The organism is Cypionkella sp. (assembly GCF_034376685.1).
In the GTDB taxonomy this organism is placed as follows: Bacteria; Pseudomonadota; Alphaproteobacteria; order Rhodobacterales; family Rhodobacteraceae; genus Cypionkella.
The window spans coordinates 1-24,600 of sequence record NZ_JAXMJJ010000046.1 but is presented as its reverse complement, the minus strand read 5'-3'; the positions used below and the strand labels follow the sequence as shown (position 1 = coordinate 24,600).

General features: G+C 60.4%; 27 protein-coding genes. 17 read left to right on the top strand and 10 right to left on the bottom strand.

Annotated elements, in window-relative coordinates:
- The first annotated feature begins 52 nt into the window (after positions 1 to 52).
- The 7 genes from U1A24_RS10440 (at position 53) to U1A24_RS10410 (ending at position 7,414) form a co-directional block, all read left to right on the top strand.
- Entirely contained in the window at positions 53 to 1,048 is a 996-nt protein-coding gene (locus tag U1A24_RS10440) for a BMP family ABC transporter substrate-binding protein (protein ID WP_322321920.1), read from the top strand.
- Positions 1,048 to 2,652, top strand: coding sequence for an ABC transporter ATP-binding protein (locus U1A24_RS10435; protein ID WP_322321919.1), 1,605 nt, complete (start codon positions 1,048 to 1,050; stop codon positions 2,650 to 2,652). The genes U1A24_RS10440 and U1A24_RS10435 overlap by 1 nt, the downstream gene beginning before the upstream one ends.
- Before the next feature lies 1 nt (position 2,653).
- Complete coding sequence (locus U1A24_RS10430; protein WP_322321918.1) at positions 2,654 to 3,799, top strand: ABC transporter permease; 1,146 nt, start codon at positions 2,654 to 2,656, stop codon at positions 3,797 to 3,799.
- On the top strand, positions 3,799 to 4,767 hold the full coding sequence (locus tag U1A24_RS10425) for an ABC transporter permease (RefSeq protein ID WP_322321917.1): 969 nt from the start codon (positions 3,799 to 3,801) through the stop codon (positions 4,765 to 4,767). The genes U1A24_RS10430 and U1A24_RS10425 overlap by 1 nt, the downstream gene beginning before the upstream one ends.
- Before the next feature lie 82 nt (positions 4,768 to 4,849).
- On the top strand, positions 4,850 to 5,656 hold the full coding sequence (locus U1A24_RS10420; RefSeq protein ID WP_322321916.1) for a purine-nucleoside phosphorylase: 807 nt from the start codon (positions 4,850 to 4,852) through the stop codon (positions 5,654 to 5,656).
- 76 nt (positions 5,657 to 5,732) lie between these two features.
- On the top strand, positions 5,733 to 6,659 hold the full coding sequence (locus U1A24_RS10415; protein WP_322321915.1) for a sulfite exporter TauE/SafE family protein: 927 nt from the start codon (positions 5,733 to 5,735) through the stop codon (positions 6,657 to 6,659).
- Positions 6,656 to 7,414 carry a TIGR02186 family protein gene (locus U1A24_RS10410; protein WP_322321914.1) on the top strand — a complete coding sequence of 253 codons (759 nt, stop codon included), beginning with the start codon at positions 6,656 to 6,658 and terminating at the stop codon, positions 7,412 to 7,414. The genes U1A24_RS10415 and U1A24_RS10410 overlap by 4 nt, the downstream gene beginning before the upstream one ends.
- A 150-nt stretch (positions 7,415 to 7,564) precedes the next feature.
- Here U1A24_RS10410 and U1A24_RS10405 read toward each other — a convergent pair whose 3' ends face one another.
- Both U1A24_RS10405 and U1A24_RS10400 read right to left on the bottom strand, forming a co-directional pair.
- Positions 7,565 to 8,068, bottom strand: coding sequence for a PaaI family thioesterase (locus tag U1A24_RS10405; protein WP_322321913.1), 504 nt, complete (start codon positions 8,066 to 8,068; stop codon positions 7,565 to 7,567).
- The gene (locus U1A24_RS10400; protein ID WP_322321912.1) at positions 8,065 to 8,499 is read right to left on the bottom strand and encodes a PaaI family thioesterase; all 435 of its coding nucleotides are present in this window, start codon (positions 8,497 to 8,499) and stop codon (positions 8,065 to 8,067) included. Before U1A24_RS10400 ends, U1A24_RS10405 begins: the two co-directional genes overlap by 4 nt.
- Before the next feature lie 97 nt (positions 8,500 to 8,596).
- On the opposite strand from U1A24_RS10400, the gene U1A24_RS10395 reads away from it, so the two are divergent.
- From U1A24_RS10395 to U1A24_RS10350, 10 genes are all read left to right on the top strand, one after another.
- Positions 8,597 to 8,980: a MerR family DNA-binding transcriptional regulator gene (locus tag U1A24_RS10395; protein ID WP_322321911.1), complete on the top strand. Its 384-nt coding sequence runs from the start codon at positions 8,597 to 8,599 to the stop codon at positions 8,978 to 8,980.
- A 113-nt stretch (positions 8,981 to 9,093) separates the two neighbouring features.
- Positions 9,094 to 9,495: a MerR family DNA-binding transcriptional regulator gene (locus tag U1A24_RS10390; RefSeq protein ID WP_322321910.1), complete on the top strand. Its 402-nt coding sequence runs from the start codon at positions 9,094 to 9,096 to the stop codon at positions 9,493 to 9,495.
- A gap of 47 nt (positions 9,496 to 9,542) precedes the next feature.
- Positions 9,543 to 11,315: an acyl-CoA dehydrogenase C-terminal domain-containing protein gene (locus tag U1A24_RS10385; RefSeq protein WP_322321909.1), complete on the top strand. Its 1,773-nt coding sequence runs from the start codon at positions 9,543 to 9,545 to the stop codon at positions 11,313 to 11,315.
- A 28-nt stretch (positions 11,316 to 11,343) separates the two neighbouring features.
- Positions 11,344 to 11,556, top strand: a complete 213-nt coding sequence (locus U1A24_RS10380) for a hypothetical protein (RefSeq protein WP_322321908.1) — start codon at positions 11,344 to 11,346, stop codon at positions 11,554 to 11,556.
- 82 nt (positions 11,557 to 11,638) lie between these two features.
- Positions 11,639 to 12,274 (top strand): glutathione S-transferase, encoded by a 636-nt coding sequence (locus tag U1A24_RS10375; RefSeq protein ID WP_322321907.1) that lies wholly within the window; start codon positions 11,639 to 11,641, stop codon positions 12,272 to 12,274.
- Positions 12,275 to 12,283: 9 nt separating this feature from the next.
- Positions 12,284 to 13,495, top strand: coding sequence for an acetyl-CoA C-acetyltransferase (locus U1A24_RS10370; RefSeq protein ID WP_322321906.1), 1,212 nt, complete (start codon positions 12,284 to 12,286; stop codon positions 13,493 to 13,495).
- A gap of 2 nt (positions 13,496 to 13,497) precedes the next feature.
- The gene (locus tag U1A24_RS10365) at positions 13,498 to 13,971 is read left to right on the top strand and encodes a hypothetical protein (protein ID WP_322321905.1); all 474 of its coding nucleotides are present in this window, start codon (positions 13,498 to 13,500) and stop codon (positions 13,969 to 13,971) included.
- On the top strand, positions 13,958 to 14,428 hold the full coding sequence (locus tag U1A24_RS10360; RefSeq protein WP_322321904.1) for a cupin domain-containing protein: 471 nt from the start codon (positions 13,958 to 13,960) through the stop codon (positions 14,426 to 14,428). Before U1A24_RS10365 ends, U1A24_RS10360 begins: the two co-directional genes overlap by 14 nt.
- The gene (locus U1A24_RS10355) at positions 14,425 to 15,396 is read left to right on the top strand and encodes a cupin domain-containing protein (RefSeq protein WP_322321903.1); all 972 of its coding nucleotides are present in this window, start codon (positions 14,425 to 14,427) and stop codon (positions 15,394 to 15,396) included. Before U1A24_RS10360 ends, U1A24_RS10355 begins: the two co-directional genes overlap by 4 nt.
- The gene (locus U1A24_RS10350; RefSeq protein ID WP_322321902.1) at positions 15,393 to 17,669 is read left to right on the top strand and encodes a 3-hydroxyacyl-CoA dehydrogenase NAD-binding domain-containing protein; all 2,277 of its coding nucleotides are present in this window, start codon (positions 15,393 to 15,395) and stop codon (positions 17,667 to 17,669) included. Before U1A24_RS10355 ends, U1A24_RS10350 begins: the two co-directional genes overlap by 4 nt.
- On the opposite strand, the gene U1A24_RS10345 is transcribed toward U1A24_RS10350, so the two are convergent.
- The 8 genes from U1A24_RS10345 to U1A24_RS10310 all read right to left on the bottom strand — a co-directional run.
- Entirely contained in the window at positions 17,666 to 18,322 is a 657-nt protein-coding gene (locus U1A24_RS10345; protein ID WP_322321901.1) for a sulfotransferase family 2 domain-containing protein, read from the bottom strand. The two genes, U1A24_RS10350 and U1A24_RS10345, sit on opposite strands and share 4 nt — an antisense overlap.
- A 205-nt stretch (positions 18,323 to 18,527) precedes the next feature.
- Entirely contained in the window at positions 18,528 to 19,472 is a 945-nt protein-coding gene (locus U1A24_RS10340) for a D-glycerate dehydrogenase (protein ID WP_322321900.1), read from the bottom strand.
- Positions 19,472 to 19,822: a tRNA-binding protein gene (locus tag U1A24_RS10335; protein ID WP_322321899.1), complete on the bottom strand. Its 351-nt coding sequence runs from the start codon at positions 19,820 to 19,822 to the stop codon at positions 19,472 to 19,474. The genes U1A24_RS10340 and U1A24_RS10335 overlap by 1 nt, the downstream gene beginning before the upstream one ends.
- Positions 19,819 to 20,631, bottom strand: coding sequence for a pyrroline-5-carboxylate reductase (gene proC, locus U1A24_RS10330; protein ID WP_322321898.1), 813 nt, complete (start codon positions 20,629 to 20,631; stop codon positions 19,819 to 19,821). The genes U1A24_RS10335 and proC overlap by 4 nt, the downstream gene beginning before the upstream one ends.
- 119 nt (positions 20,632 to 20,750) lie before the next feature.
- Entirely contained in the window at positions 20,751 to 21,254 is a 504-nt protein-coding gene (locus U1A24_RS10325; RefSeq protein ID WP_322321897.1) for a YbjN domain-containing protein, read from the bottom strand.
- 237 nt (positions 21,255 to 21,491) lie between these two features.
- Positions 21,492 to 23,027: a hypothetical protein gene (locus U1A24_RS10320; protein WP_322321896.1), complete on the bottom strand. Its 1,536-nt coding sequence runs from the start codon at positions 23,025 to 23,027 to the stop codon at positions 21,492 to 21,494.
- 207 nt (positions 23,028 to 23,234) lie between these two features.
- The gene (locus U1A24_RS10315) at positions 23,235 to 23,828 is read right to left on the bottom strand and encodes a hypothetical protein (protein ID WP_322321895.1); all 594 of its coding nucleotides are present in this window, start codon (positions 23,826 to 23,828) and stop codon (positions 23,235 to 23,237) included.
- 107 nt (positions 23,829 to 23,935) lie between these two features.
- Positions 23,936 to 24,600 (bottom strand): SOS response-associated peptidase (locus U1A24_RS10310; RefSeq protein WP_322321894.1); only part of this gene is annotated, 665 nt, incomplete at its 5' end.

Below are 24,600 nucleotides of genomic sequence, written 5' to 3'. Positions count from 1 at the left end.
CGCAGCGATGGGAAAACAAAAACGCTAACAACACGTAAACCGGGAGAAAATTATGACCCTGATGAAACACCTGCTGGGTGCAGCAGCGACTTTGGCGCTGACGGGCGGCGCTGCGCTGGCTGAACCTGCGATCATCTTCGATCTGGGCGGCAAGTTCGACAAATCGTTCAACGAAGCGGCGTTCAACGGCGCGGAGAAATGGGCGAAGGAAACCGGCGGCACCTATAAAGAGCTGGAAATGCAGTCGGAAGCCCAGCGCGAGCAGGCTCTGCGCAGCTTGGCCGAAGATGGCGCGAACCCGATCATCATGACCGGCTTTGCTTTCGGTGACGTGCTGAACACCGTGGCGCCGGACTTCCCGGACACCAAGTTTGGCATCATCGACATGGTGGTCGAGCAGCCGAACGTGAAATCGGTGGTGTTTACCGAGGATCAGGGCTCGTATCTGGTTGGGATGATGGCGGGCTTGGCGTCTAAAACCAACACGGTTGGTTTCATCGGCGGCATGGATATTCCGCTGATCCGCCGCTTTGGCTGCGGTTATGCGCAGGGCGTCAAGGCCGTGAAGCCGGATGCGACGGTTATTCTGAACATGACCGGCACGACCCCGGCGGCTTGGAATGACCCGGTGAAGGGTGCGGAACTGGCGAAAGCGCAGAAATCCCAGGGCGCGGACGTGATCTACGCGGCGGCGGGTGGCACCGGCGTTGGCGTGCTGCAGACGGCGGCGGATGAGGGGATTCTGTCGATCGGCGTCGACAGCAACCAGAACTACATGCATCCGGGCAAAGTGCTGACCTCGATGCTGAAGCGCGTCGATAACGCGGTTTATGAGGCGTTCAAAGAAGGTGAAAACTTGACCCCCGGCATCAATGTGATGGACCTGAAAGCGGGCGGCGTGGGCTATGCGATGGACGAAAACAACGCAAGTCTGGTGACGCCGGAAATGCAGGCGACGGTTGATGCAGCCGCTGAGAAGATCAAATCGGGCGAGTTGGTGGTGCATGACTACATGTCCGACAACACCTGCCCGGCTGGATCGTTCTGATGGGGACTACGACCAATGGGGGGCGGCAGGCAACTGCCGCCCTCTCTCCCTATGCGATTGAACTTAAGGGCATATCCAAGGCCTTTGGTTCGGTTCAGGCCAATAAGGATATCAATATCGCGGTGCCGCGCGGCACGATTCACGGCATTATTGGCGAGAACGGCGCGGGCAAATCGACGCTGATGTCGATCCTGTATGGGTTTTACCGCGCGGATGCGGGCGAGATTTTCATCAACGGCAAGCTGACCCCGATCCCCGACAGCCAGAGCGCCATTCGCGCCGGTATCGGCATGGTGTTCCAGCACTTCAAACTGGTGCAGAATTTCACGGTGCTGGAGAATGTGATCCTTGGGGCCGAGGATGGCCCGATGTTGAACACCTCGCTGGCGAAGGCGCGCAAGGTTCTTGGCGATCTGAGCCGCGAATATGAGATGGATGTGGACCCGGATGCGCTGATTGAGGACCTGTCGGTTGGGCATCAGCAGCGGGTGGAGATTTTGAAGGCTTTGTATCGGCAGGCCGATATTTTGATCTTGGACGAGCCCACAGGGGTGTTGACCCCGGATGAGGCGGACCATTTGTTCAGGATTCTGAACGGCTTGAAGGAGCAGGGCAAGACCATCATCTTGATCACCCACAAGCTGCGCGAGATCATGGAGGCGACGGATAACGTCAGCGTCATGCGGCGCGGCACGATGGTGGGGACGGTGAAGACGGCTGAATCGTCGCCCGAGTCGCTGGCTGAGCTGATGGTCGGGCGCAAGGTTTTGCTGGAGGTCGAGAAGGTGAAGGCCACACCGGGGGCGGTGGTTTTGGCGGTGGAAAATCTGCGCGTGAAGGATGATGACGGGATCGAGCGGCTGAAAGGCGTCAGCTTTGAGATCCGCGCCGGGGAGATTTTGGGCATTGCAGGGGTGGCGGGCAATGGCCAGTCGGAACTGCTGGAGGCTTTGGGCGGCATTGCGCGGGCGACTGGGCGGATCACGCTGAAAGGGGTGGATTTGCCGCTGGTTGGGTTGTCGGCGAATGGGCAGACGCGGCGTGAGGCCGGGATTGCGCATGTGCCGGAGGATCGTCAACATCTGGGGCTGATCATGGATTTCAGCGCTTGGGAAAACGTGGCGTTTGGCTATCACAACGATCCGAAATATCAGAAAAACGCCATGTTCATGGATAATGACGCTTTGCGGGCGGATACTGAGGCGAAGATGGCGCGCTATGATGTGCGCCCGCCGATTGCAACTTTGGCTGCGAAGAATTTCAGTGGCGGCAATCAGCAAAAGATCGTGGTGGCGCGCGAGATGGAGCAGAACCCGGACCTGCTGCTGATCGGCCAGCCGACGCGCGGGGTGGATATTGGTGCGATTGAGTTCATCCACAAGCAGATCATTGCGTTGCGGGATGCGGGTAAGGCTATTCTGCTGGTCTCGGTGGAACTGGATGAAATCATGAGCCTTTCCGACCGGATCGCAGTGATGTTTGACGGCCATATCATGGGCACGGCGGACCCCGAGACCACGAATGAACGCGAGTTGGGGCTGTTGATGGCGGGTGTGTTGGGCAAGTCAGGCGCAGACAAATCGGGCGCGGGCGGGAAGGTTTAAGATGAGAAAACTACCGCAATGGGCCGATGTCGTGTTGGTGCCGCTGATCAGCCTTGTGCTTGCGGCTTTGGTCGCGGCGATTGTGCTGCTGGCGATTGGGCAAAGCCCGACGCGGGCGCTGGGGATCATGATTGAGGGGGCGTTTGGCTCGGCGAATGGCTGGGGCTATACGCTGTATTATACCACCTCGTTTATTTTTACCGGGCTGTCGGTGATCGTGGCGTTTCATGCCGGGCTGTTCAACATCGGCGGTGAGGGGCAGGCGCAACTGGGCGGGCTTGGTGTGGCGCTGGTGTGCCTTGCGCTGCCGTGGCCGCATTGGACGGTTGCGCTGCTGGCGGCAACCTTGGGAGCGGCGCTGTTTGGCGCGGCTTGGGCGGCGGTTCCGGCATATCTACAGGCCAAGCGCGGCAGCCATATCGTGATCACCACGATCATGTTCAACTATATCGCGAGCGCGCTGATCGTTTACATGCTGGTCGATGTGCTGCGGCCCGCGGGGCAGATGGACCCGGCCTCGGCGCGGTTCCCGGCGGGGGCGAGCCTGCCCGCGCTGAGCGATATGCCGTTTTTGCGGGAGTTTTTCGCGCGGCTGAACCCGGATGGTACGCCACGGCTGACCAAGGCCGGGGTGGCGATGTATTCCAACGTGCCGGCCAATGTGACGCTGTTTATCGCACTCGCGGCTTGCGTGGTGGTGTGGCTTTTGCTGTGGCGCACGCGGCTGGGCTATCAGATCCGAGCGTTTGGCAAATCGGAAGCAGCGTCGAAATATGCCGGGATCAATCCGGTGAAGATCACCATGATTGCGATGCTGATTTCCGGCGGTTTGGCCGGGATGATGGCGATCAACAATGTGATGGGTTCGGCGGAGCGGTTGTTGCAGAACTCGGCAGAAGGCGCGGGGTTTATTGGCATCGCGGTGGCGCTGATGGGACGGAACCATCCGTTCGGGGTGCTGTTGGCGGCGCTGTTGTTCGGGTTTCTCTATCAGGGCGGGGCGGCTTTGGGGCTGAATACGACGATCCCGATTGAGATGCGGATCGTGGTGCAGGGGCTGGTGATCCTGTTCACCGGGGCGCTGGATCAGATGGTGCGGATGCTGCTGGTGTGGCTGTTCAGCTTTGGGCGAAAGGCGGCCGTCTGATGGATTACGAAACGCTGATGCAGATTTTGGGCTCGACGGTGCGGCTGGGAACGCCGTTGCTGCTCGCGTGTTTGGCGGGGCTTTTCTCGGAACGCGCGGGGATTTTCGACATCGGGCTTGAGGGCAAGATGCTGGCGGCGGCGATGGCGGCGGGGTCAGTGGCGGCGATGTCCGGCTCGGCTTGGGTCGGGCTTGGGGCGGGGATTTGCGCCTCGATGATCTTCGCGATGCTGCATGGGGTGGCCTCGATCACCTTCCGGGGCAATCAATTGATCTCGGGCGTGGCGCTGAATTTCCTGTCGTCGGGCATCACAGTGCTGGTGGCGCAGGCGCTGTTTGGCCAAGGCGGGCGAACGCCGCCCTTGGCCGGGGCTGCGCGGTTCAACCCGATCACCCTGCCCTTCGCGGAAAGCGTGCGCGACGTGCCGCTGATCGGGCCTTTGTATTATCAGGTGATCTCGGGCCATTCGATTCTGGTCTATGCGGCGGTGGCGTTTGTGCCTTTGACATGGTGGGTGCTGTATCGCACCCGCTTTGGGTTGCGGCTGCGCGCGGTGGGCGAGAACCCGGCGGCGGTGGATACGGCAGGCGTGTCGGTGGTGGGCCTGCGCTATGCGGCCTTGGCGATTACCGGGGTTTTGTGTGGTATTGCGGGGGCTTACATGGCGACCGCCCTGCAAGCGGGCTTTGGGCGTGAGATGACGGCGGGACGGGGCTATATCGCCCTCGCCGCGTTGATCTTCGCGAAATGGCGGCCGTGGCAGGCACTGGGGGCGACGATGCTGTTTGGGTTTTTCCAAGCCTTGGCGCTGCGCCCGGATGTGGTCGAAAGCATCGCGCGGTTCAAAGTCCCGGTCTCGATGCTGGATGCGCTGCCCTATATCCTGACCGTGCTGGTGCTGTGGGGCTTTATCGGCAAAGCCATCCCACCCCGTGCGGGCGGCGAGCCCTATGAGAAAGAACGCTGATCTTCTGGCTTTCATACTGGCTTAAATATCCCACGGGGGTCCGGGGGTGTGAAACCCCCGGCGTTTGCAGAGAGGACGCCCTATGACCGATCAAACTGCCGCTCTTGTCACCCAGATCCAAGCCCGTGCGGGCAGTGCTCCGGTCAAACTGGGTCTGATCCTCGGCTCGGGTCTTGGGCATCTGGCGCAAGCGGTGCAAGGTGTCGCGATCCCTTACGGCGATCTGCCGGGATTTCCGCATGTCGGAGTTTCTGGCCACAATCCCAATCTGGTGATCGGTGATCTGGAGGGCGTGCGCGTCGCGGTGTTCGGTGCGCGTGAGCATTACTATGAGAACGGCAATCCAGGCGCGATGCGGTTGCCGCTGACGGTGCTGAAAGGTTTGGGAGCCGAGGCGCTGATTGCCACCAATGCGGCGGGGTCGTTGCGTCCCGATATTCGCCCCGGCGATCTGATGCTGTTGAATGACCATATCAACTTCTCAGGGCTGAACCCGCTGATCGGTGAGAAAACCGATGCGCGGTTTGTGCCGATGACCACGGCGCATGACCCTGACCTGCGCGCGGGTCTGAAAGCTTCGGCGCAGGCGGTCAATGTGGCGCTGCCGGAGGGGGTTTATGCGTGGTATTCCGGCCCTTCGTTTGAAACCCCCGCCGAAATCCGCGCGATTAAAATCCTCGGCGGCGATGCGGTGGGGATGTCGACGGTGCCCGAAGTGATCCTCGCCCGTTTCCTTGGCCTGCGGGTCGCGGCGATCTCCACCATCACCAACATGGCTGCGGGCATGAGCGACGAGCAGATCAGCCACGAGCACACCAAGGCGATGGCGCCCTTGGGTGCGGCGAAACTGGAACAGGTGCTGCGTCATTTCCTGCGCACGCAACTGTGACGGCCACAAGGGTTTGACAAGCCCGGCAAAGCCGCGCAAGGCTTAGAAAATCCTTCCATTCCTTGGGCCTCGGCCAATGCAAATCTACCTCCCCATCGCCGAGGTTTCGATCAACGCCTTCCTGCTGTTGGGATTGGGCGGCATGGTCGGCTTTCTGTCGGGCATGTTCGGGGTGGGTGGCGGATTTCTGATCACACCGCTGTTGCTGTTCGTCGGCGTGCCGCCCGGCGTGGCGGTGGCGACCGGGGCGAACCAGGTGGTTGCCTCGTCGATTTCCGGCATGCTGGTGCAGATGAAGCGCAAGGGCGTGGATTTCCGCATGGGGCTGGTGCTGCTGATGGGCGGCTTTGCCGGATCGTTCCTGGGGGTGCAGGTGTTTGCCTGGATGACGGCGCTGGGGCAGATCGACCTGTTCGTGCAGTTAAGCTATGTGCTGTTTCTGGGCCTGATCGGCGGGCTGATGTTTGTCGAAAGCGCGCGCGCGCTGCTGCGGTCCCGTCGCGCTGGGGCTGCGGCCCCGATCCGGCGCGCGCATATCCACACTTGGGTGCACGGGCTGCCGCTGAAGATGAAGTTCCGGGCGTCAGGTCTGTATATCTCGGTGCTGCCGCCGCTGGCGATTGGCGCGAGTGTGGGCTTTCTGTCGGCGATCATGGGGGTCGGCGGCGGCTTCATTCTGGTGCCCGCGATGATCTACCTCTTGGGGATGCCGACGCGGGTGGTGGTGGGCACCTCGCTGTTCCAGATCATTTTCGTTACCGGCTTCACCACGATCATGCATGCGATCAACAGCCAGACTGTGGATATGTTGCTGGCCTTCCTGCTGATCATGGGCGGGGTGATCGGGGCGCAGATCGGGGCAACCCTGTCCAACCGTCTGAAAGCCGAGCAGTTGCGCATCCTGCTGGCGATCATGGTACTGACGGTCAGCTTCAAGATCGCGCTGGATTTGCTGTTGCGGCCGTCCGAACTGTTCTCGATCACGCCGGGGTTGCTGCCATGATCCGGGCTGTGCTGCTGATGCTGGCGCTGGCCAGCCCTGCTGTGGCGAATGAGGCGCTGGTCAGCGGTCTCAGCCAGAACCGGGTGCAGATCACCGCCAATTTCGATGGCTCGGACATCCTGATCTATGGCGCGGTGAAACGCGACGCCCCGCCCCCACAAGGCGCGCGGCTGGAAGTGATTGTCACCGTCGAAGGCCCCAGCACCGGGCTGATCATCCGCCGCAAGGAACGGGTTGCCGGGATCTGGGCGAATCTGTCTTCGGTGACGGTGGATGCCGCCCCAAGCTTTTACGCCATCGCCACCACCGACAAGCTCGACCAGATCCTGTCAGACACCGAGGATCTGCGCCACAGCATCACTCTGCCGCAAGTGATCCGCGCGGTGGGCATCAGTGACGAAGCAGAAAACGCCCCGGATTTCATCGAAGCCCTGCAGCGGATCCGGTTGGACGAAAGCCGCTACCGCATCGCCGAACGCACGGTGCAACTGGCGGATGAGACGCTGTTTCGCACCGATGTCGCGCTGCCCGCCAACCTGACCGAAGGCAATTACAAGGTGCGGCTGTTCATCCTGCGCGGCGGCGTGGTTCTGGATACCCAGGAACGCCTGATCGCGGTGCGCAAGGCCGGGTTGGAGCGCTTCCTGTTCAACCTCGCGCATGATCAACCGCTGCTTTACGGCGTGCTGTCGCTGGTGATGGCCGCCGTTGCGGGCTGGGGCGCGTCTGCGGCGTTCCGGTTTATCCGCTCGTAACCCACAGGCTGAAACGCTTCCCGCATTGCTCTTTTTGAAATACTCCCCCCGGAGGGTCCGCGCACGCAACCCGCGCACCGCATCCGATCCGCGCCCGGCAGCGCCGCCGAGCGGTGCCTCGATGGCACCCGAGGCGGCACCGCTTTCAGGTTACGCGCCCAGTTCAGGCATCAGGCAATGCACCGAGCCCAGCGCGAAGGGACGCGCGCGGTTGTCTTGCCAGGCCTCGACCTGCACCGAGGCAAAGCGGCGGCCCGAGCGGTTGACTGTCGCGCGCGCATAGCAATCGCGCGGCAGACCGGCGCGCAGGTAATCGACGGTGAAATCAATGGTTTTCGGCAGCGGCGGCAGTTGCCCCGCAGCCGCAAGCGCCGGGTCGATCCGCCCCGCCTCCAGATCATCCCACAGGCTGGACCATGCCAGCCCGATCAGCGCGGTGACCTCCAGAAACGACGCCGTCACCCCGCCATGCAGCGCGGGCAAACTGGGGTTGCCGATCAGCATCTCGGAATAGGGCAGCCACGCAGTCAGCTCATCGCCGCGGCGATCAAAGCGGATGCCGAGGAATTGGATATAGGGCACCGCATCCACCAGCGCGGCCAATGCACTGTCGCGGCGGGATTTGATCACCTGCACGGGTTCGGGCCGTTTCATGCTGTCGGTCCCTTCGGGCGCTCAAGGGTAAAGGCCCCGGTGCCCATCGCCACCGGGCGCGCAGTGTCCTCATCGCAGGCGGTCACGCGCACGAAGGCGACAGATCGGGTGACATGGTGACATTCGGCCCGCGCGGTGATGCTTTGGCCCGGCGTGGCGGGGCGCATGTAGTCGATGCGCAGATCCAGCGTGGCGGTCGAGCTCGGAGCGGCGGGATGGCTCATCACCGAGGCCCCCGATGCGGTGTCCATCAGCGCCGAGATTGCCCCGCCATGCAAAACACCCGTCGCAGGATCACCGACCAACCGCGCATCCCACGGCATGGTGATGGTGGCGCTGCCGGGGCCAAGTTCGGTCAGCTCCATCGCCAGCGCGCGGGAAAACGGCAAGGCCTGGATGAATTGGCGGGCGATGGTCAGGATATCTGTCATACCGCCATAATCCTTTGCGCGGCGGCAAGTGCAAGGGGCTGCTCACAATTCTTGCGCCTTGCGGTTGCGGCGACTAGTCTGAGGCTGGGAGGCCCCTATGACCGAAACTCGTCTAAGCTTCAAAGAAATGTGCGCGAAGTTCGAGGTCACGCCGCGCACTCTGCGTTATTACGAATATATCGAGCTGCTTTCCCCGGAAAAGGATGGCCGTGCGCGGTTCTATGGCGCGCGGGAGGTGGCGCGGCTGACGCTGATCCTGCGCGGGCGGCGGTTTGGCTTTTCTCTGGAGGAAATCCGGCAGTGGCTGCTGATCTATCGCCAGAAGGGCACGCAAACTCAGCTGGAGCAGTGGTTGGGGCTGGCAGATCGACAACTGGCCGATCTGACCCGACAACAAGCCGAGTTGGAGACCAGCATCAGCGATCTGCGGGCGTTGCGTGACACGGCGGCGGCGGAAATCCGCAAATTGACCGAGATTTGACATCACGTCACGCCAAACTCTGACGTGACGTTACATTTACGTTAACGTCAAGCACTCTACTATGATGGGCAGAACATCCCCATCTACCCGGCAGTCTTTGCCGAGGAAGTGCCATGACCCAAAGTGAAACCGAAACCCTGTCGATCCGCGAGATGTGCGACACCTATCAGGTGACCGCGCGCACCTTGCGGTTTTATGAGGCGAAAGAACTGCTGTCGCCGATCCGGGCGGGCAGCAAGCGGCTTTATACCAAACAGGATCGCGCAAGGTTGCAGCTGATCCTGCGCGGCAAGCGCTTTGGCTTCAGTCTGGAAGACATTCGCCAGTTGCTTGATATGTATAACAGAAATGGCAGCAATCTCGCACAGCTGGCGCGGTCATTTGATCTGGGCCAAGACCGTCTGGCGCAGATGAAGGCGCAGCGCGACGAGCTGAGCATCGCCATCGCCGAGTTGGAAACCGAATTACAAAGTGCCGGGGCGGCTTTGGCCGCCTTCCGCGCAGCGGCGGAATAACGCCGCACACCGCCAATCACAGACAGCCGAATTGAGGAGTAAGGCCGATGACCACCTACACAGCCCCGGTGAAAGACATGCAGTTCCTGTTGCATGATGTGCTGGCGGTCAGCGCCTCGGATATTCCGGGTTATGCTGATCTGGATGCGGGTTTTACGGCAGCGGTGCTGGAAGAGGCGGGCAAGCTGGCCTCGGACGTGCTGGAGCCGCTGAATGCGGTGGGCGACCGGGAAGGCTGCGTGCTGGAAAACGGCGTGGTGCGCACGCCCAAGGGCTTCAAGGCGGCGTTTGATGCGGTGAAAGCCGGTGGCTGGACCGCGCTGGATTGTGACCCCGACTATGGTGGTCAGGGCCTGCCCTATGTGATGGGCACCGCCGTGGGCGAAATGTTCGTCTCGGCCAATATGGCGTTCAACATGTATCAGGGTCTGACGCATGGTGCCTATTCGGCAATCCGCGCGCATGGCACGGCAGAGCAGAAAGCCACCTATCTGCCGAAGATGGTGTCCTGCGACTGGACCGGCACGATGAACCTGACCGAACCGCATTGCGGCACCGATCTGGGGCTGATGCGGACCAAGGCGGAACCGCAGGCGGATGGCAGCTACAAGATCAGCGGCACCAAGATTTTCATCTCGGCGGGCGAGCATGATCTGGCCGACAACATCATTCATCTGGTGCTGGCGAAGGCACCGGGCGGTGGTGACGGCACCAAGGGTATCTCGCTGTTCATCGTGCCGAAGTTCATGGTGAATGCCGACGGGTCTTTGGGCGCGCGTAATGGCGTGACCGTTGGCAAGGTCGAAGAAAAGATGGGCATTCACGGCAATGCCACCTGCGTGATGAACTATGATGGCGCTGTGGGCTACCTTTTGGGCGATCTGCACAAGGGCATGCGCGCGATGTTCACCATGATGAACGAGGCGCGGTTGGGCGTGGGTCTGCAAGGCTATGCGGTGGCGGAAGCCGCCTATCAGAACTCGCTGGCCTATGCCAAGGACCGCTTGCAGGGCCGTGATGTCACCGGGGTGAAGAACCCAAGCGGTGCGGCGGATCCGCTGATCGTGCATCCCGATATTCGCCGCAACCTGATGGATCAGAAAAGCTTTGTCGAAGGCGCGCGGGCGTTCACGTTCTGGGCGGCCTCGATGATCGACCAATCGGTGCGGAGCGGCGATGAAGCGGCGGAGGGGCTGGTGTCACTGTTGATCCCGGTGCTGAAGGGCTTCCAGACCGACCGCGGTTTTGAGATGGCGGTTCAGGCGCAGCAGATCTGGGGCGGGCATGGTTATATCGAGGATAACGGCGTCAGCCAATTTGTCCGCGATGCGCGGATCGCGCAGATCTATGAAGGCGCCAATGGCGTGCAGGCGCTGGATCTGGTGGGCCGCAAATTGGCAACCGATGGCGGCAAGCATGTGATGGCGTTCTTTGCCTTGGTGAAGGGATTCATCAAGGAAAATGAAGGCGATGCCCGAATGGCGGTGTATCTCGATCCGCTGAAAGCTGCGTCGAAAGATGTGCAGGCAGCGGCGATGTTTTTCATGAACAATGCGATGAAAAACCCGAATGCGGCGCTGGCGGGGTCTTATGATTTCATGACCATGATGGGGCATACCTGTCTGGGGCTGATGTGGGCGAAGATGGCGAAAGCCGCCTTTGCGGGTCTGGATGCGGGCGGCGATGCCGATTTCCTGAACACAAAGCTGGCGACCGGGCGCTATTACATGGCGCGGCAACTGCCTGCGACTGCGCTGCATCTGGCGCGGATTGAAAGCGGGGCTGATCCGGTGATGGCGCTGGCGGCTGAGGCGTTCTAAGCTGACGTATAGGTCAACGGAGATAGCCATGCCGAAACGCTTCCGCCTTACCCGCCGCTTTCCGGTCGCCATGACCGAAGATGGCTATCGTCGCCTGAAAACCTTCGCCAAAGAGGCGGGTCTGGATGAGGGCGAGGCACTGTCGTTTCTGTTTGAGAACTATTCATCGGTGATCAATCACGACAACCTGACGCATCGGCTGCGGCTGTTCAACTCTGAGGTGGACGCGCGCAAGTCCTGATGGCTTTCACATTGGCTTAAATATCCCACGGGGGCGTGGGGGTTTGAAACCCCCACTCCGCCCTTCCCGGAAAGGGAGCAAGATGACCGCAAAACTCTACTGCTTTGGTGAATCTGGCAATGCTTACAAGGTCGCGCTGGCGCTGACTTTCGCCGATATCGAATGGGAGCCGGTGTTTGTTGATTTCTTCAACGGTGGCACCCGCACCCCGGAATTCCGCGCGATCAATGAGATGGGCGAAGTGCCGGTGTTGGTGGATGGCGAGACCACGCTGACGCAATCGGGGGTGATCCTTGATTATACCAGCTCCAAATCCGGCAAGCTGGGTGGGCGGTCTGCGGCAGAGCGGCGCGAGGTGTTGCGCTGGCTGTTCTGGGACAATCACAAGCTGTCGACCCAGATCGGCACCGCGCGGTTTCTGGCGAATTTCATCCCCGAAGAAAAGCGCCCTGCCGGGGTGATCCCGTTTCTGCACAGCCGTTTGAAGACGTCTTACACCGTGCTGAACGGCCATCTTGAGGCGCGCAAATGGGTGGCCGGAGAGGCGATGACCATCGCGGATCTGTCGCTCTGCGGCTATCTTTACTACCCCGAGCCCTTCGGTTTTGACCGGGCGGATTGGCCCCATATCGACGCCTGGCTGGACCGCATCGCGGCGGTGCCGGGCTGGAAACATCCCTATGATCTAATGCCCGGCAAACCGTCTGACCGGGTATAAGGAGGCACTATGACCGACGCTTTTATCTATGACGCCGTACGTTCGCCGCGTGGCAAGGGTCGCCCGGATGGGGCTTTGCACGAGCTGACATCGGTGGCGCTTTCGGCGAAAATTCTGGATGCGATCCGCGAGCGCAATGGGCTGGTGGGCCATGCGGTTGAAGACGTGATCTGGGGCAATGTCACCCAAGTGGGTGAACAGGGCGGGTGTCTGGCACGCTCGGCTGTGCTGGCATCGGGGTTGGATCAGTCGATCCCCGGTTTGGCAATCAACCGGTTCTGTGCCAGCGGGATGGAGGCGGTGAATTTGGCCGCAAACCAAGTCAAAGCGGGCGCTGGGGCGGCTTATATCGCGGGCGGGGTTGAGATGATGGGCCGCGTCGCGATGGGTTCGGACGGGGCGGCGATTGCGGTGGATCCGGGTCTGGCGATGAAGACCTATTTCGTGCCGCAAGGGATATCGGCGGATATTATCGCGACGGAATATGGCTTTACCCGTGAGATGGCCGATGCTTTGGCGGTGGAATCGCAGAACCGGGCGGCGCTCGCTTGGGCAGAGGATCGGTTTGGGCGCTCGGTGGTGGCGATCAAGGATCAGAATGGGCTGACCATTCTGGACCGCGACGAATACATGCGCCCCGGCACCGATATGCAGACCCTTGGCGCGCTGAAACCAGCGTTCAAAGATATGGGCGAGAGCATGCCCGGCTTTGATAAGATCGCGCTGATGAAATATCCGCATCTGGAGCGGATCAGCCATATTCACCACGCAGGCAATTCCAGCGGTATCGTCGATGGCGCTGCGGCCTTGCTGATTGGCAATGCGGAATTTGGCCATGCGTATGGGCTGAAGCCGCGCGCGCGCATTCGGGCAACGGCGAAAATCGGCACCGATCCTACGATCATGCTGACCGGGCCGGTGCCGGTGACCGAGAAAATCCTGCGCGATGCCGGGATGGCGATTGGCGATATTGATCTGTTCGAGGTCAACGAGGCTTTCGCAAGTGTGGTTCTGCGCTTTCAGCAGGCGTTTGATGTCGACCCAAGCTTGGTCAACGTCAACGGCGGCTCGATTGCGATGGGGCATCCGCTGGGGGCCACCGGCGCGATCATCATCGGCACCCTGTTGGATGAGTTGGAGCGCAGCGGCAAAACCGTGGGTCTGGCCACTTTGTGCATCGCCTCGGGCATGGGGGCTGCGACCATTATCGAGCGGCTCTGATCATGCCGGGGCGGGTCTTCGCAGCTTTGGGGGAAACACTGACGCAGGCGTTGCTGGGCGGCGATTTCGCGGCCTACGCCAGCGTGATTTTGTTGCCCCTGCGGGTCACTCCGCGCGGCGATCCTGCCTATGTGCTGCACACTGAAGACGAGCTGCGAGCGGATTTTCAGCTGTATCACGACCGCCTGAAAGGTCGGGGGGTGACGGATATCTTCCGTCATGTTGTGGAAATTATGGTGGTGGATCAGACACATCTGCGGGTGCGGTGCAGAACTCACATCATGGTGCAAGCCCAGCGCATCGTCGATCCGTTCGAGACCCGGTTTCTGCTGGTTGAGCAGCCTGATGGCTGGTTGATTTCAGAGATTGAAAGCGCGCGCGGGCATATCCGCTTCAGCCTTGGGCTGTCAGAAATCAAGGGCGGCGCATTCACGTCGCAGCCGGATGATGCAGGGGGAGACGATGGCGAAACTTGATCTGAGCAAAGTGCCGGTGAAAACTGGCTCGATCTACCCCTCACCCTATGCCGAGATGATGGCGGGGCGCAGCAGTCTGCGTTTGGGTGAAGCTGGGGGGCTGACACAGTTTGGCGTCAATCTGGTGATCTTGCAGCCGGGAGCTTTGTCGTCGTTGCGGCATTGGCACATGGCCGAGGATGAGTTCGTGATGGTGACGCAAGGCGAATGTGTGCTGGTGCAGGATGCAGGCGAGACGCTGATGGTTGCGGGGGATTGCGTGGCGTTTCCGGCAAATGTGCCGGATGGGCACCACTTCATCAACCGATCGAGTGCGGTGGCGCAGTTTCTGGTGGTGGGTTCCAAGGCCAAGCGCGAGGTCGCGACCTATTCCGATGTCGATCTGGTGCTGACGGTGGAGGCCGGGCAGGCCAGTTTCGCCTATAAAGATGGCAGCCCTTGGGAGGGACCGCGATGATCGTTGATGTAAATCTTGCACCCGTTGATGACCGCGAGGGGGTCAGCACGTTGCGGCTATCCGTGGCGGGTGGGCTGACGCAATTTGGCGCTTATATCGAGACTTTGGCACCGGGGGCATGGTCTTCGGATCGGCATTGGCACTCGAACGAAGATGAGTTTCTGTTTGTGCTGGAGGGGCTTGGCACCCTGCATGACGAGGCTGGCATGCAGGAGTTGCAGCCCGGTGATGCGGTTTGCTGGCGGCATGGTGCGCCAAATGGGCACCGGGTTGGCAACCTTTCGGATGCGCCGCTGCGCTATCTGATCGTGGGAACCAGGGTGTTGGGCGATGTGTGTTCCTACCCGGAGTCGGGGCGCAAGCAGGTGAATACCGCGACGGAGTGGCGGGTCGAGGATGCGGATGGTGTGCGGCTGCGTGGCGGCGATTTGCCCGCGGAATTGCTGGGATTGCCCCCGGTTTGGGGGCAGGATTATGACGGCTCTGCCCGTCCAAATCTGCTGCGGGCCGCTGATCGGGCTTGGGTGTTGGAGCATGGGTATCAGCATCCGATCCTCGGCGGCGATCTCGGCGATTACTGGCACTCTGAGCTGGGCGATCTCGGTGGGCTATCGCAGTTCGGCGTGCATCTGGAGCGTTTGCCGCCCGGCGCGCGGTCCAGCTTCCGGCATTGGCATGAAGCCGAGGATGAGTTGGTGCTGGTGCTGTCTGGCAGCCCGACCCTGATTGAAGACAGCGAAACCCTGTTGGCCGCCTGTGATATGGTGTGTTGGCCTGCGGGGCAGCCCATCGGGCATCAGTTGGAAAACCGCAGCGCGGAGGACGTGGTCTATCTGACCCTCGGCACCCGTCTGCCCCGCGATACCATTCACTATCCCGATCACGATCTGATCACCCATAAAGACGGCGCGGCCCGGCAGTATACTTACGCCGATGGCTCGCCCCGCAACGCAGGAGACCGCAAATGACCGATTTCACAATGGCCGTAGATGCAGACGGCGTGGCCACGATCACCTGGGATGTGGCGGGCAAGTCGATGAACGTGATGTCAACGGCGGCATTCGGCAGCTTGAGTGGGCTGGTGGATCAGGCGTTGGCGGATGCAGCCGTGAAGGGGATCATCATCACGAGCGGCAAGAAGGATTTCGCCGGCGGGATGGATCTGAATGTCATTGCCGAGATGCGCGCGGGCGGTGCACAGGCGATTTTCGACGGCGTCATGACGATGCACAAAGTATTGCGGAAAATCGAACTGGCGGGGATGGACCCGAAGACCAAGAAGGGCGGCAAGCCGATTGTGGCGGCTTTGCCGGGCACCGCCTTGGGCATCGGGCTGGAACTGCCGCTGTCGTGCCACCGGATCATTGCGGCGGATAACCCGAAAGCGAAGATCGGTCTGCCCGAGATCATGGTGGGGATTTTTCCGGGCGCTGGAGGCACGACCCGGCTGGTGCGCAAGATGGGCGCGATGATGGCGGCACCTTTCTTGCTGGAGGGGAAACTGTCTGACCCGAAGGCTGCAAAGGCGGCTGGGTTGATTGATGAGGTGGTGGCCCCTGATCAGCTTTTGGCGCGGGCCAAGCAGTGGGTTCTCGCCACGGCTGGAGTCATTCCGAACGAGAAAATCGAGGTCTATCCGCCTCAACTGACAGACCCAAAGAACCCCGAATCCAACCCAGTAACGATGCCAATGGGGAACGACACACTCGTCAAGCCCTGGGACGACAAGGGCTACAAGATGCCCGGTGGCGCGCCCTATCATCCGGCGGGGTTCATGACGTTCGTTGGCGCCAATGCGATGGTTCTGGGCAAGACGATGGGGGTGTATCCTGCCGCCAAGGCCTTGCTTGGCGCGGTCTATGAGGGGGCTTTGGTGCCGTTCGACGTGGCTTTGCGGATCGAGGCGCGGCAGTTCACCTCGGTGCTGCTGAACCCGTCATCCTCAGCGATGATCCGCAGTCTGTTCATCAACAAAGAGGCTTTGGAGAAGGGCGCCAACCGTCCTGCGGTTGCCGATCAGACGGTGAAGAAGCTGGGCGTGATCGGCGCGGGGATGATGGGGGCCGGGATCGCTTATGTCGCGGCGCTGGCGGGGATTGAGGTGGTTTTGATCGACGCCGCTCAGGAAAGCGCGGATCGCGGCAAGGCGCATTCGGCGGACCTTTTGGACAAGGGCATTCAGCGCCGCAAGGTGACGGCGGAGAAGAAGGCAGAGGTGCTGGGGCGGATTACGGCGACCACGGATTACGCCGCGCTTGCGGGCTGCGATCTGGTGGTCGAGGCAGTGTTTGAAGACCCGAAGGTGAAGGCCGAGGTGACGGCCAAGGTTGAGGCTGCGGTGGGGGCGGAGTGCATCTATGCCTCCAACACCTCAACCCTGCCGATCTCAGCGCTGGCGAAGGCGTCGTCTCGGCCGGATCAGTTTATCGGCATCCATTTCTTCTCGCCCGTCGACAAAATGAATCTGGTCGAGATCATCCGGGGCAAGCAGACCGGGGATCGTGCGGTCGCCAAAGCACTGGATTTCGTGCGTGCTATTCGCAAGACGCCGATCGTGGTGAACGATGCGCGGTTCTTCTATGCCAACCGTTGCATCATTCCCTATATCAACGAAGGCATTCGGATGGTGGCCGAAGGCGTGGAACCTGCGCTGATCGAGAATGCGGCCAAACTGGTGGGGATGCCTTTGGGGCCGCTGCAATTGGTCGATGAAACCTCGATTGATCTGGGCGTCAAGATCGCGAAGGCAACCCGCGCGGCGATGGGCGATGCCTACCCGGATGGCGCGGTGGATGCGGTGCTGTTCTGGATGGCCGATCAGGGCCGGATGGGCAAGAAGGCCAATGCGGGGTTCTATGCCTATGATGCGGCAGGGAAACGTGAGGGGCTGTGGGATGGCTTGGCGGCTGAATATCCGCACAAAGCCGACCCGGAATTGACCACAGTGCAGCATCGCTTGCTGATGGCGCAGGTGCTGGAAGCCGTGCGGGCGCTGGAGGAAGGCGTGTTGACCGACATCCGTGAAGGCGATGTGGGGGCGATCCTTGGCTGGGGCTTTGCGCCGTGGTCGGGTGGTCCGTTCTCGTGGTTGGACATCATCGGCGCTGCACGCGCGGTGGAGATTTGCGAGCGGTTGGTGGCAGAGTTCGGGCCGCGGTTTGAAGCCCCTGCCCTGCTGCGCGAAATGGCAGCGCAGGACGAGAGCTTTTACGGGCGGTTTGGCGCAAAGCAGGCGGCTTAATCGAGATCGAAGCGATAGCCAAAGCGAATGATATCCTCGGCGCTGATCTGGGCGACCAGATCGGCGTCGGCATCCGAGTAAAACCCACGCCAATCGCGGGCACGGTCCGAGGTATTGGCTTGTGGCAAGGGCGTCAGGCGGAAGCCCAGATGCGTCTCGAACTTTGCCAAATCAGTGTCGAGATGCTCCAGCCGCGCATAGAGGCTGGCGCGCTCAAACCCCAGACGGTCGCGCATATAGGCGGTGTAGGGCCAGAGACTGAAGGCGGTGCGGGTCTGGGCGTGGTTGAGGAAGCCACTGAAATCATGTGATTTTGCCAGACCCACGGCGGGATGCGCGAAGTTCTGTGTCCGCAGCCAGTGGTAATAGCTGACCGCGCGGTCCCACGGATTGCGCACCAGCGTCAGGGTGAAGAAATCGGCAATCTCATCATCCGAGGCCAGCCCTGCGATGTCGGACAGCGTGGAATGCTTCCACAACCGCCCCGCCGATTTCACCCCTTTCAGCCGCCCTTTGCGGGCACGGGCCTTGGGGGTGTCGCCGATCAGGATATCATCCTTCATCGCGCGATCTTCCAAAGCAAGGCTGAGGGCTGTGCCCCCCGTCTTGGGGATATGCACGAAGATAAACCGCCGCCCGCGTGAAATGATCATGGCGTGACCTGCACAATAGTGCCGTTTTCGCGGGCATCCATTCGGCAGGAAAACGCGCCCCCAGCGCGTTTTCTAATCTGCCTCAAACCGCTCCCCCGGCTTTGGCGCTTGGATTTGCTCTTTTGAAAAATACTCCCGCCGGAGGCTTCTGAGCTTGGCCTGAGAGCCTCCGGCGGGGATATTTGAACGCAGAGGATAACCATGGCTAGACCTGATTGGGCAGGGGTTGCCCATCCAGATGTGCAATCAGGTTGGCGACGGCCATCATGCCCATCGCGGTGCGGGTTTCCAGAACGGCAGTGCCAAGATGGGGCAGCAGGGTGACGTTTTCCATATTGAGCAAGGCGGGGGTGATCTGCGGCTCGTTTTCATAGACATCGAGGCCCGCTCCAGCAATTTTCCCCGTTTGCAGCGCGGCGGCAAGGGCTGTTTCATCCACCACATCGCCGCGCGCGATGTTGATCAGGATGCCATGCGGAGCCATTTGTGCCAAGGCCTCGGCGTTGATCAGATGGCGGGTGGCGGGACCGCCGGGGACGGCGATCACCACGAAATCGGCTTGCAGGACTTCGGGCATGGAGACCTGTTGTGCGGGGACGCCCGCGTCTGTGGCGGAACGGTTGTGATAGATCACCCGCATGTTGAAACCGAAATGGCAGCGCCGTGCAATGGCGCGGCCGATACGGCCCATGCCGATGATGCCGACGGTTTTGCCCGAGACCGCAGCACCCAGCATTTGCGTCGGGTGCCAGCCTTGCCATGCGCCTTGGCGCAGCATCCGCTCGCCTTCGCCCGCGCGCCGCGCGGTCATCAACAGCAAGGTCAGCGCCACATCGGCGGTGGCATCGGTGACAGCCCCCGGCGTGTTGGTGACAGCGATGCCAAGCGTCGCGGCGGCTTTGGTATCGATGTGGTTGAAGCCCACCCCGAAATTGGCGAGCAATTTCGCCCTGAGGGCGGGCACATCAGCGAAGACCTCGGCTTTGAACAGATCGCCCAAAGTTGGCAGCACCACATCATAATCGGTGAGGGCAGCGCGCAGTTCGACCGCATCCAGCGGCAATGTGCTGTCGCGTGCTGTCACCTCAAAGCGCGCGCGGGCGGCTTGCATGACCGGATCGGGCAAGGGGCGGGTGATCAGCAGTTTCATCAGAACATCTTTCCGCCCAAGGGCACGTCATGGCCGGGGCCAATCAGCACAACCTCGCCCGTCGCATCGGGCAGGCCAAGCACCAGCACTTCCGAGATCATTTTGCCGATCTGACGCGCGGGGAAATTGACCACGGCCAGCACCTGACGCCCGATAAGCTCTTCTGGTGCATAGTGTTTGGTGATCTGGGCCGAAGAACGTTTCTCGCCAATCTCGGGGCCGAAATCGAGCCAAAGCTTGATCGCGGGCTTGCGCGCCTCGGGGTAAGGTTCGGCGCGGGTGATGCAGCCGACGCGGATATCGACCTTTTCAAAGTCGGCGTAGGTGATTTGGGGGGCAGCCTCGGTCATTTTCCCAGCTCCCTGCCCCGGTCGGCGGCGGCTTTGACGGCGCGTTGAAGCAAATCGGGAAAGCCCGTATCGGGATCCATCAGCACCGCCAAAGCTGCCGCCGTGGTGCCGCCCGGAGAGGTTACGTTGATGCGCAGCTGGCTGGCGGGTTCTGTCGACTGATAGGCGAGTTCGCCCGCGCCGCAGACGGTTGCCCGCGCCAGTTTCATCGCAATCTCGGCCGACAGCCCTTCGGCCTCACCCGCTGCCGCCATCGCCTCGATCAGATGAAAGACATAGGCCGGGCCCGAGCCGGAGACGCCCGTTACGGCATCAATCTGGTGCTCACCGTCGAGTTCCACCACCTGCCCCACCGCCAGCATCAACTGATGCGCCAGGGCGAGGCCAGCCGCCCCCGCATAAGTGTTGCCGCAAATGCCGGTAATGCCCCGCCCGACCATCGCCGGGGTGTTCGGCATGGTGCGCACGATCGGGGTGTGATCCCCCAAGGCGGCCTCAAAGGTGGCAATCGAGGTGCCTGCGGCAATCGACACGAACAGGGTCCTGCCATTGCCCAAGGCTTGCAGCGCAGGCAAGGCCGCCCCCATCATCTGCGGCTTGACCGCCAGCAAGGCAACGGCGGGCGCAGGCGGCATGCCTTTGTTGAGATGCACTCCGGTGGCTTTCAGCCAATCGCTGGGATGCGGTTCGATCACCCAGACCGAGGATGCAGGCACTCCCGCCGCCAACCATCCGGTCAGCAGGGCGGTACCCATCTTGCCACACCCAAGCAGAACCAACCCATCACGGGCGACCACATCCAGCACCATCGAAAACTCCCCTTTTGCAGAGAGGTTAGTGCGGTTTGGCCTGACATTGAATCGAAAATCGTGGCGATTTGAGATTAAGCGCCGACCGCAAGATTGGCGCCGCCGAAACGCTCCGCGCTTCAGGCCCGTCCGTAAGCCTCGGCTATCGCGACTTTCATCGCCTCGGCCGGGGATTTGTCGGCCCAGGACACCAGTTGGAACGCTGGATAAAACCGTTCAGAGGCGGTGATCGCGCCGGAAATCAATCGGTCAATCTGCTCGGGTGCCACCATCTGCCCGCCCGCGAGGCACAGCCCATAGCGGAAAACCATCAGCTTTTGCTCGGCCCAATAGGTGAAAGCCCCGGTCCAGACCATGTCATTGCAGCGGTTCAGCACATCGTAGAGCGCAGCCATCTTTTCCGTCGGCGGCTCCATCTCGAAGGTGCAGATCAGGCGGAGGGTTTCGTCCTGCGCCGACCATGCGAGGGTCAGCGCATAGGTGCGCCATTGGCCCTCAACCGCCATTGCGATCTGGTCATCGGTGACGCGATCAAACTCCCAATCATGGTGGGCGGCAAGATTTTCCACGATATCGATCGGGTGAAGATCATCACTCAGCAGGTAATCTTCGGAAAAAGACATGGGCCGGCCTCACAATAAAGCCCCAGCGACGATACCGTCCCCTATGGGCTGGGCGCCTGGCAACCAACAGCATAACCCGGCATCGCCCTTACTAGATATAGTGCGGGCATGGGGGAAGCCTGTAAAGCAGATTTTGGAGAAATCTTCTGTGGACAAGATTGTTTGTGTGTGGCGTGACAGCAAAAGCTGCAGAGTTTGACACCAGAGTCTGCAGCAACGCGAATTTGGTTTGCGAGGTCAGATGATCAGACGCAACAGCCAGTAGATCAGACCACCTACCACGGCAATGCCTCCACTTACGCCGTCGACCAGTACCAAGGCATCAACGATGTCTCGTCCGCCACGCGCAATCATCACTGACAGGCGAGTTGTTAATCGGTAGAGAGCGGGCACCTTTGCAGCTTCCGATAATGTCACGTCGGTCGCGATCTGGGCATCCTCATGGAATTCGGATGCAAGATCCTCGTCTGACAGAGAAGCGGCCGCGTCCGAAATGTAAATTAAATCTTGACGTGCGGCTTCATCTGCCTCCGCAAACCGCGCCCCTATCCGAGCAGTCACAACTTCGTTCACGGATGGGCAAGCGTTGCGTAAGTCGAGCGCAGACGTCTGCAAAACAGAACTCAGATCTCCGGTAATGGCATCATCAGGCAATTCCCCACTTTCGATATCCCTTGAAATGTGGGCAGCCGTCCTAAGAAAAGTGTCATGTAATCGAAGTGGGCGATCCGGATAGCGGGCAATTCGCTCCTCCAGCAGTTCTAGGTCCGCAGCCAGCGCTGAGTACATGTTGCTCTTTGGACCGAAAAAATACTCACGTGTCCGTTCAATTTCGTCCGAAACTGCCTCGACCGCATCTCTCAGAATATCGCGATCGATACTTGACCGACCCGTTCTATGCCAAAAACCATCAGTACCAATATCGATCGAATCTTCGCCGAGAGGTCTGGTCTGAACAATGTGCGTCAGACGGATATCCGAGATCATGGCGTTGATATGTTCCACACCCTTGTGCCAATCCTCCCGGCCAATCAAAGCTATTTTCGTCAACAAACCCCAATCCTGGAGTCTGCCGAAGACTGCATTTTCGTACCAGTTGAGCCAAAAACGATCACCTTCGGTAGGCGGAAGGATACCGTGGAGTGGATCTGCGTGAGACGTAGCCAGAGGATTACCAGGTTCCCAAAGTGGCCGCGAATCCAAGTTTTCGCCACGTACAAACGCACCACAGTCGCTACGGATCATTTCCCAGTATGCCCGTAAGACATTTTCGTCAGAAATCCGTTCTCTATTTGCAGATATACCACCGCCAGTTATCCCGACTTCGCCGGATTCGGCGGTCGACGCGGCAAATTTGGCTGTGATTTTAAAATCAGAGTTGTGGCCCGCCTTTGCTGCGTCAATGGCAGCGTGCTCAGCCGCCATCCCGGCCTTTCGCGCTTCTGTTCCGAACGATTCAAGGTCTAGGGCACCGGAATAGCGCTCATCTAAGCCAGCCATCATCGCCGCAAAGGTAGTTTCGGCGCTTGGCCGAACAGTTGCGACCCCTGCAGTCAAGTTGCGGCGCAAGATTGGTAGGGCATCAACCGTAAATGGTGATGAATTTGGAAATAACGCCAGGAGCCAAACACTGGGCAAAACTCGCATAGCCACTCGATGCGCAATCTCGCGAGCAACGCGATTGGCTGCCCGCCGCTCCCTATCTGTTGTTTGTGGCAAGCTTTCAAGCCACTCTCTCAAGCTCTCCGCATCATTGATTTGCGAAAGTTCCATCGCGTCCACACCTCAATGCTGCTCAGTTTGACACTGGCGATGTTTCATAGCCCATGCAATCACCGTGTCTGGCAAAGCGCTATCTTTAGAAGCCAGCCACCCGTAGCTCGAGGTCAACGCCTCGCCCCGCTTAGGTACCGTCCCTTTGCTCGCGACGATATAGGCGGTTTCCCGACGATATCGGATCGGCCGACCATATGGTCGTCTTTATTCGGACCTTAGGGCGGTGGCCTCTTCGATCATGCGCGCCAGATAGTCTCGTGCAAGGCGGGCAACGTTCAAAGGCGACTTATCCTCCAGCGCAACTCCTAAATGGTGGGTGGGAGGCGCAATGCTCTTACTGTTCCGGGCTACGATAGGGGCAAGCTGCGCGCTAGGAGCAAATTCGCGCACTAGCACCGGTAAGCCATCGATGCTTTCAAACCTCATCCCGCCATCGGCAGTGGAATTTACCATGACACCTTTGCTGAAACCCTCACCTCTAACACCAATCCCTACAAACCCCGGATGATACTCGGTTGGCACTTCTAGTCCGTGCTCGTCGGCGTTTCTGGCCTCATAAAGATACTTAAGCAGGGGATCGGAGAGCCGCTCCGCCTTCTTGGCGGCGAACCATTCAGTTGAGGGCCCCGATATTTTCGAGCCTTTCTCGAAAATCGTATATGCGCTCTTCCAACTCGTCAGAAATATGTTCCAGAGCGCCTGAAATTTCTTGTAAGGCATGTCGCCGCTGAGTTGTTCGAGGGCAATATCGACCCCAGCTAGCCGAGTCCCAGCTTTCTCAATCGATCGTGTGTCCATCCCGGCGCAGCTCCGTCCATAAATTGCAACAATTGTGGTCCGAACTATGAGAACCAGAACTCTGGATGTCGCACGCAGCATCATTTAAGGGCACGTTAAAGCAAGCCTTAAATTGGCGCTTCGAGCAGATGTAGCTCTCCATCTGGCAACGACCGCTGAAGCTGTGCCGCCATCTCAAACGGCGCACCCAGCCACGTTTCCCACTCGGCTGATTTGGTCAAAATCACCGGCATCGCCTTGGGGTGGATCGCTCCGACTTCAGCGCTGGGCGCGCAGGTCAGAAAGGCGAACAGGTCATCGACGGTCTCGCCATCTTTAACTTTGCGCAGTGACTTCCAGCCGCGGACTTCAATTCCGGCAAAGAACATCGGTGTGCCTTCTTGGGCTGGCCCGAACCACTGATTGCCGCCCGGCTTAGGCTCGGCAAACGATGTCACAGGAACAAGGCAACGATGGGCTGGGCCCAGCCAGCGCCGCCAATGGGGCGAACCGAGATTGCGCACGTTGGTCACACCGGGGTCACGTGCGGTTTTCAGCACCGAAGGCGGTGACGGCATACCCCAGCGCGCCCGCACCAGCTCCAGACCTTCAGGCCTGTGACGGATGATCGGTGCCAGTCGATCCGGGTAGATGTCGCCCGGCTCAAGATTGCCGGTGCTGTTTTCAAGCCCCGCGAACAACTGGCGCATCGCGTCGACTGCCATCGTCTGATTGTAGAGATTACACACTTCGATCTCCTCAACTGCGCCATTTCCGCGTGGCGCATTGGGTG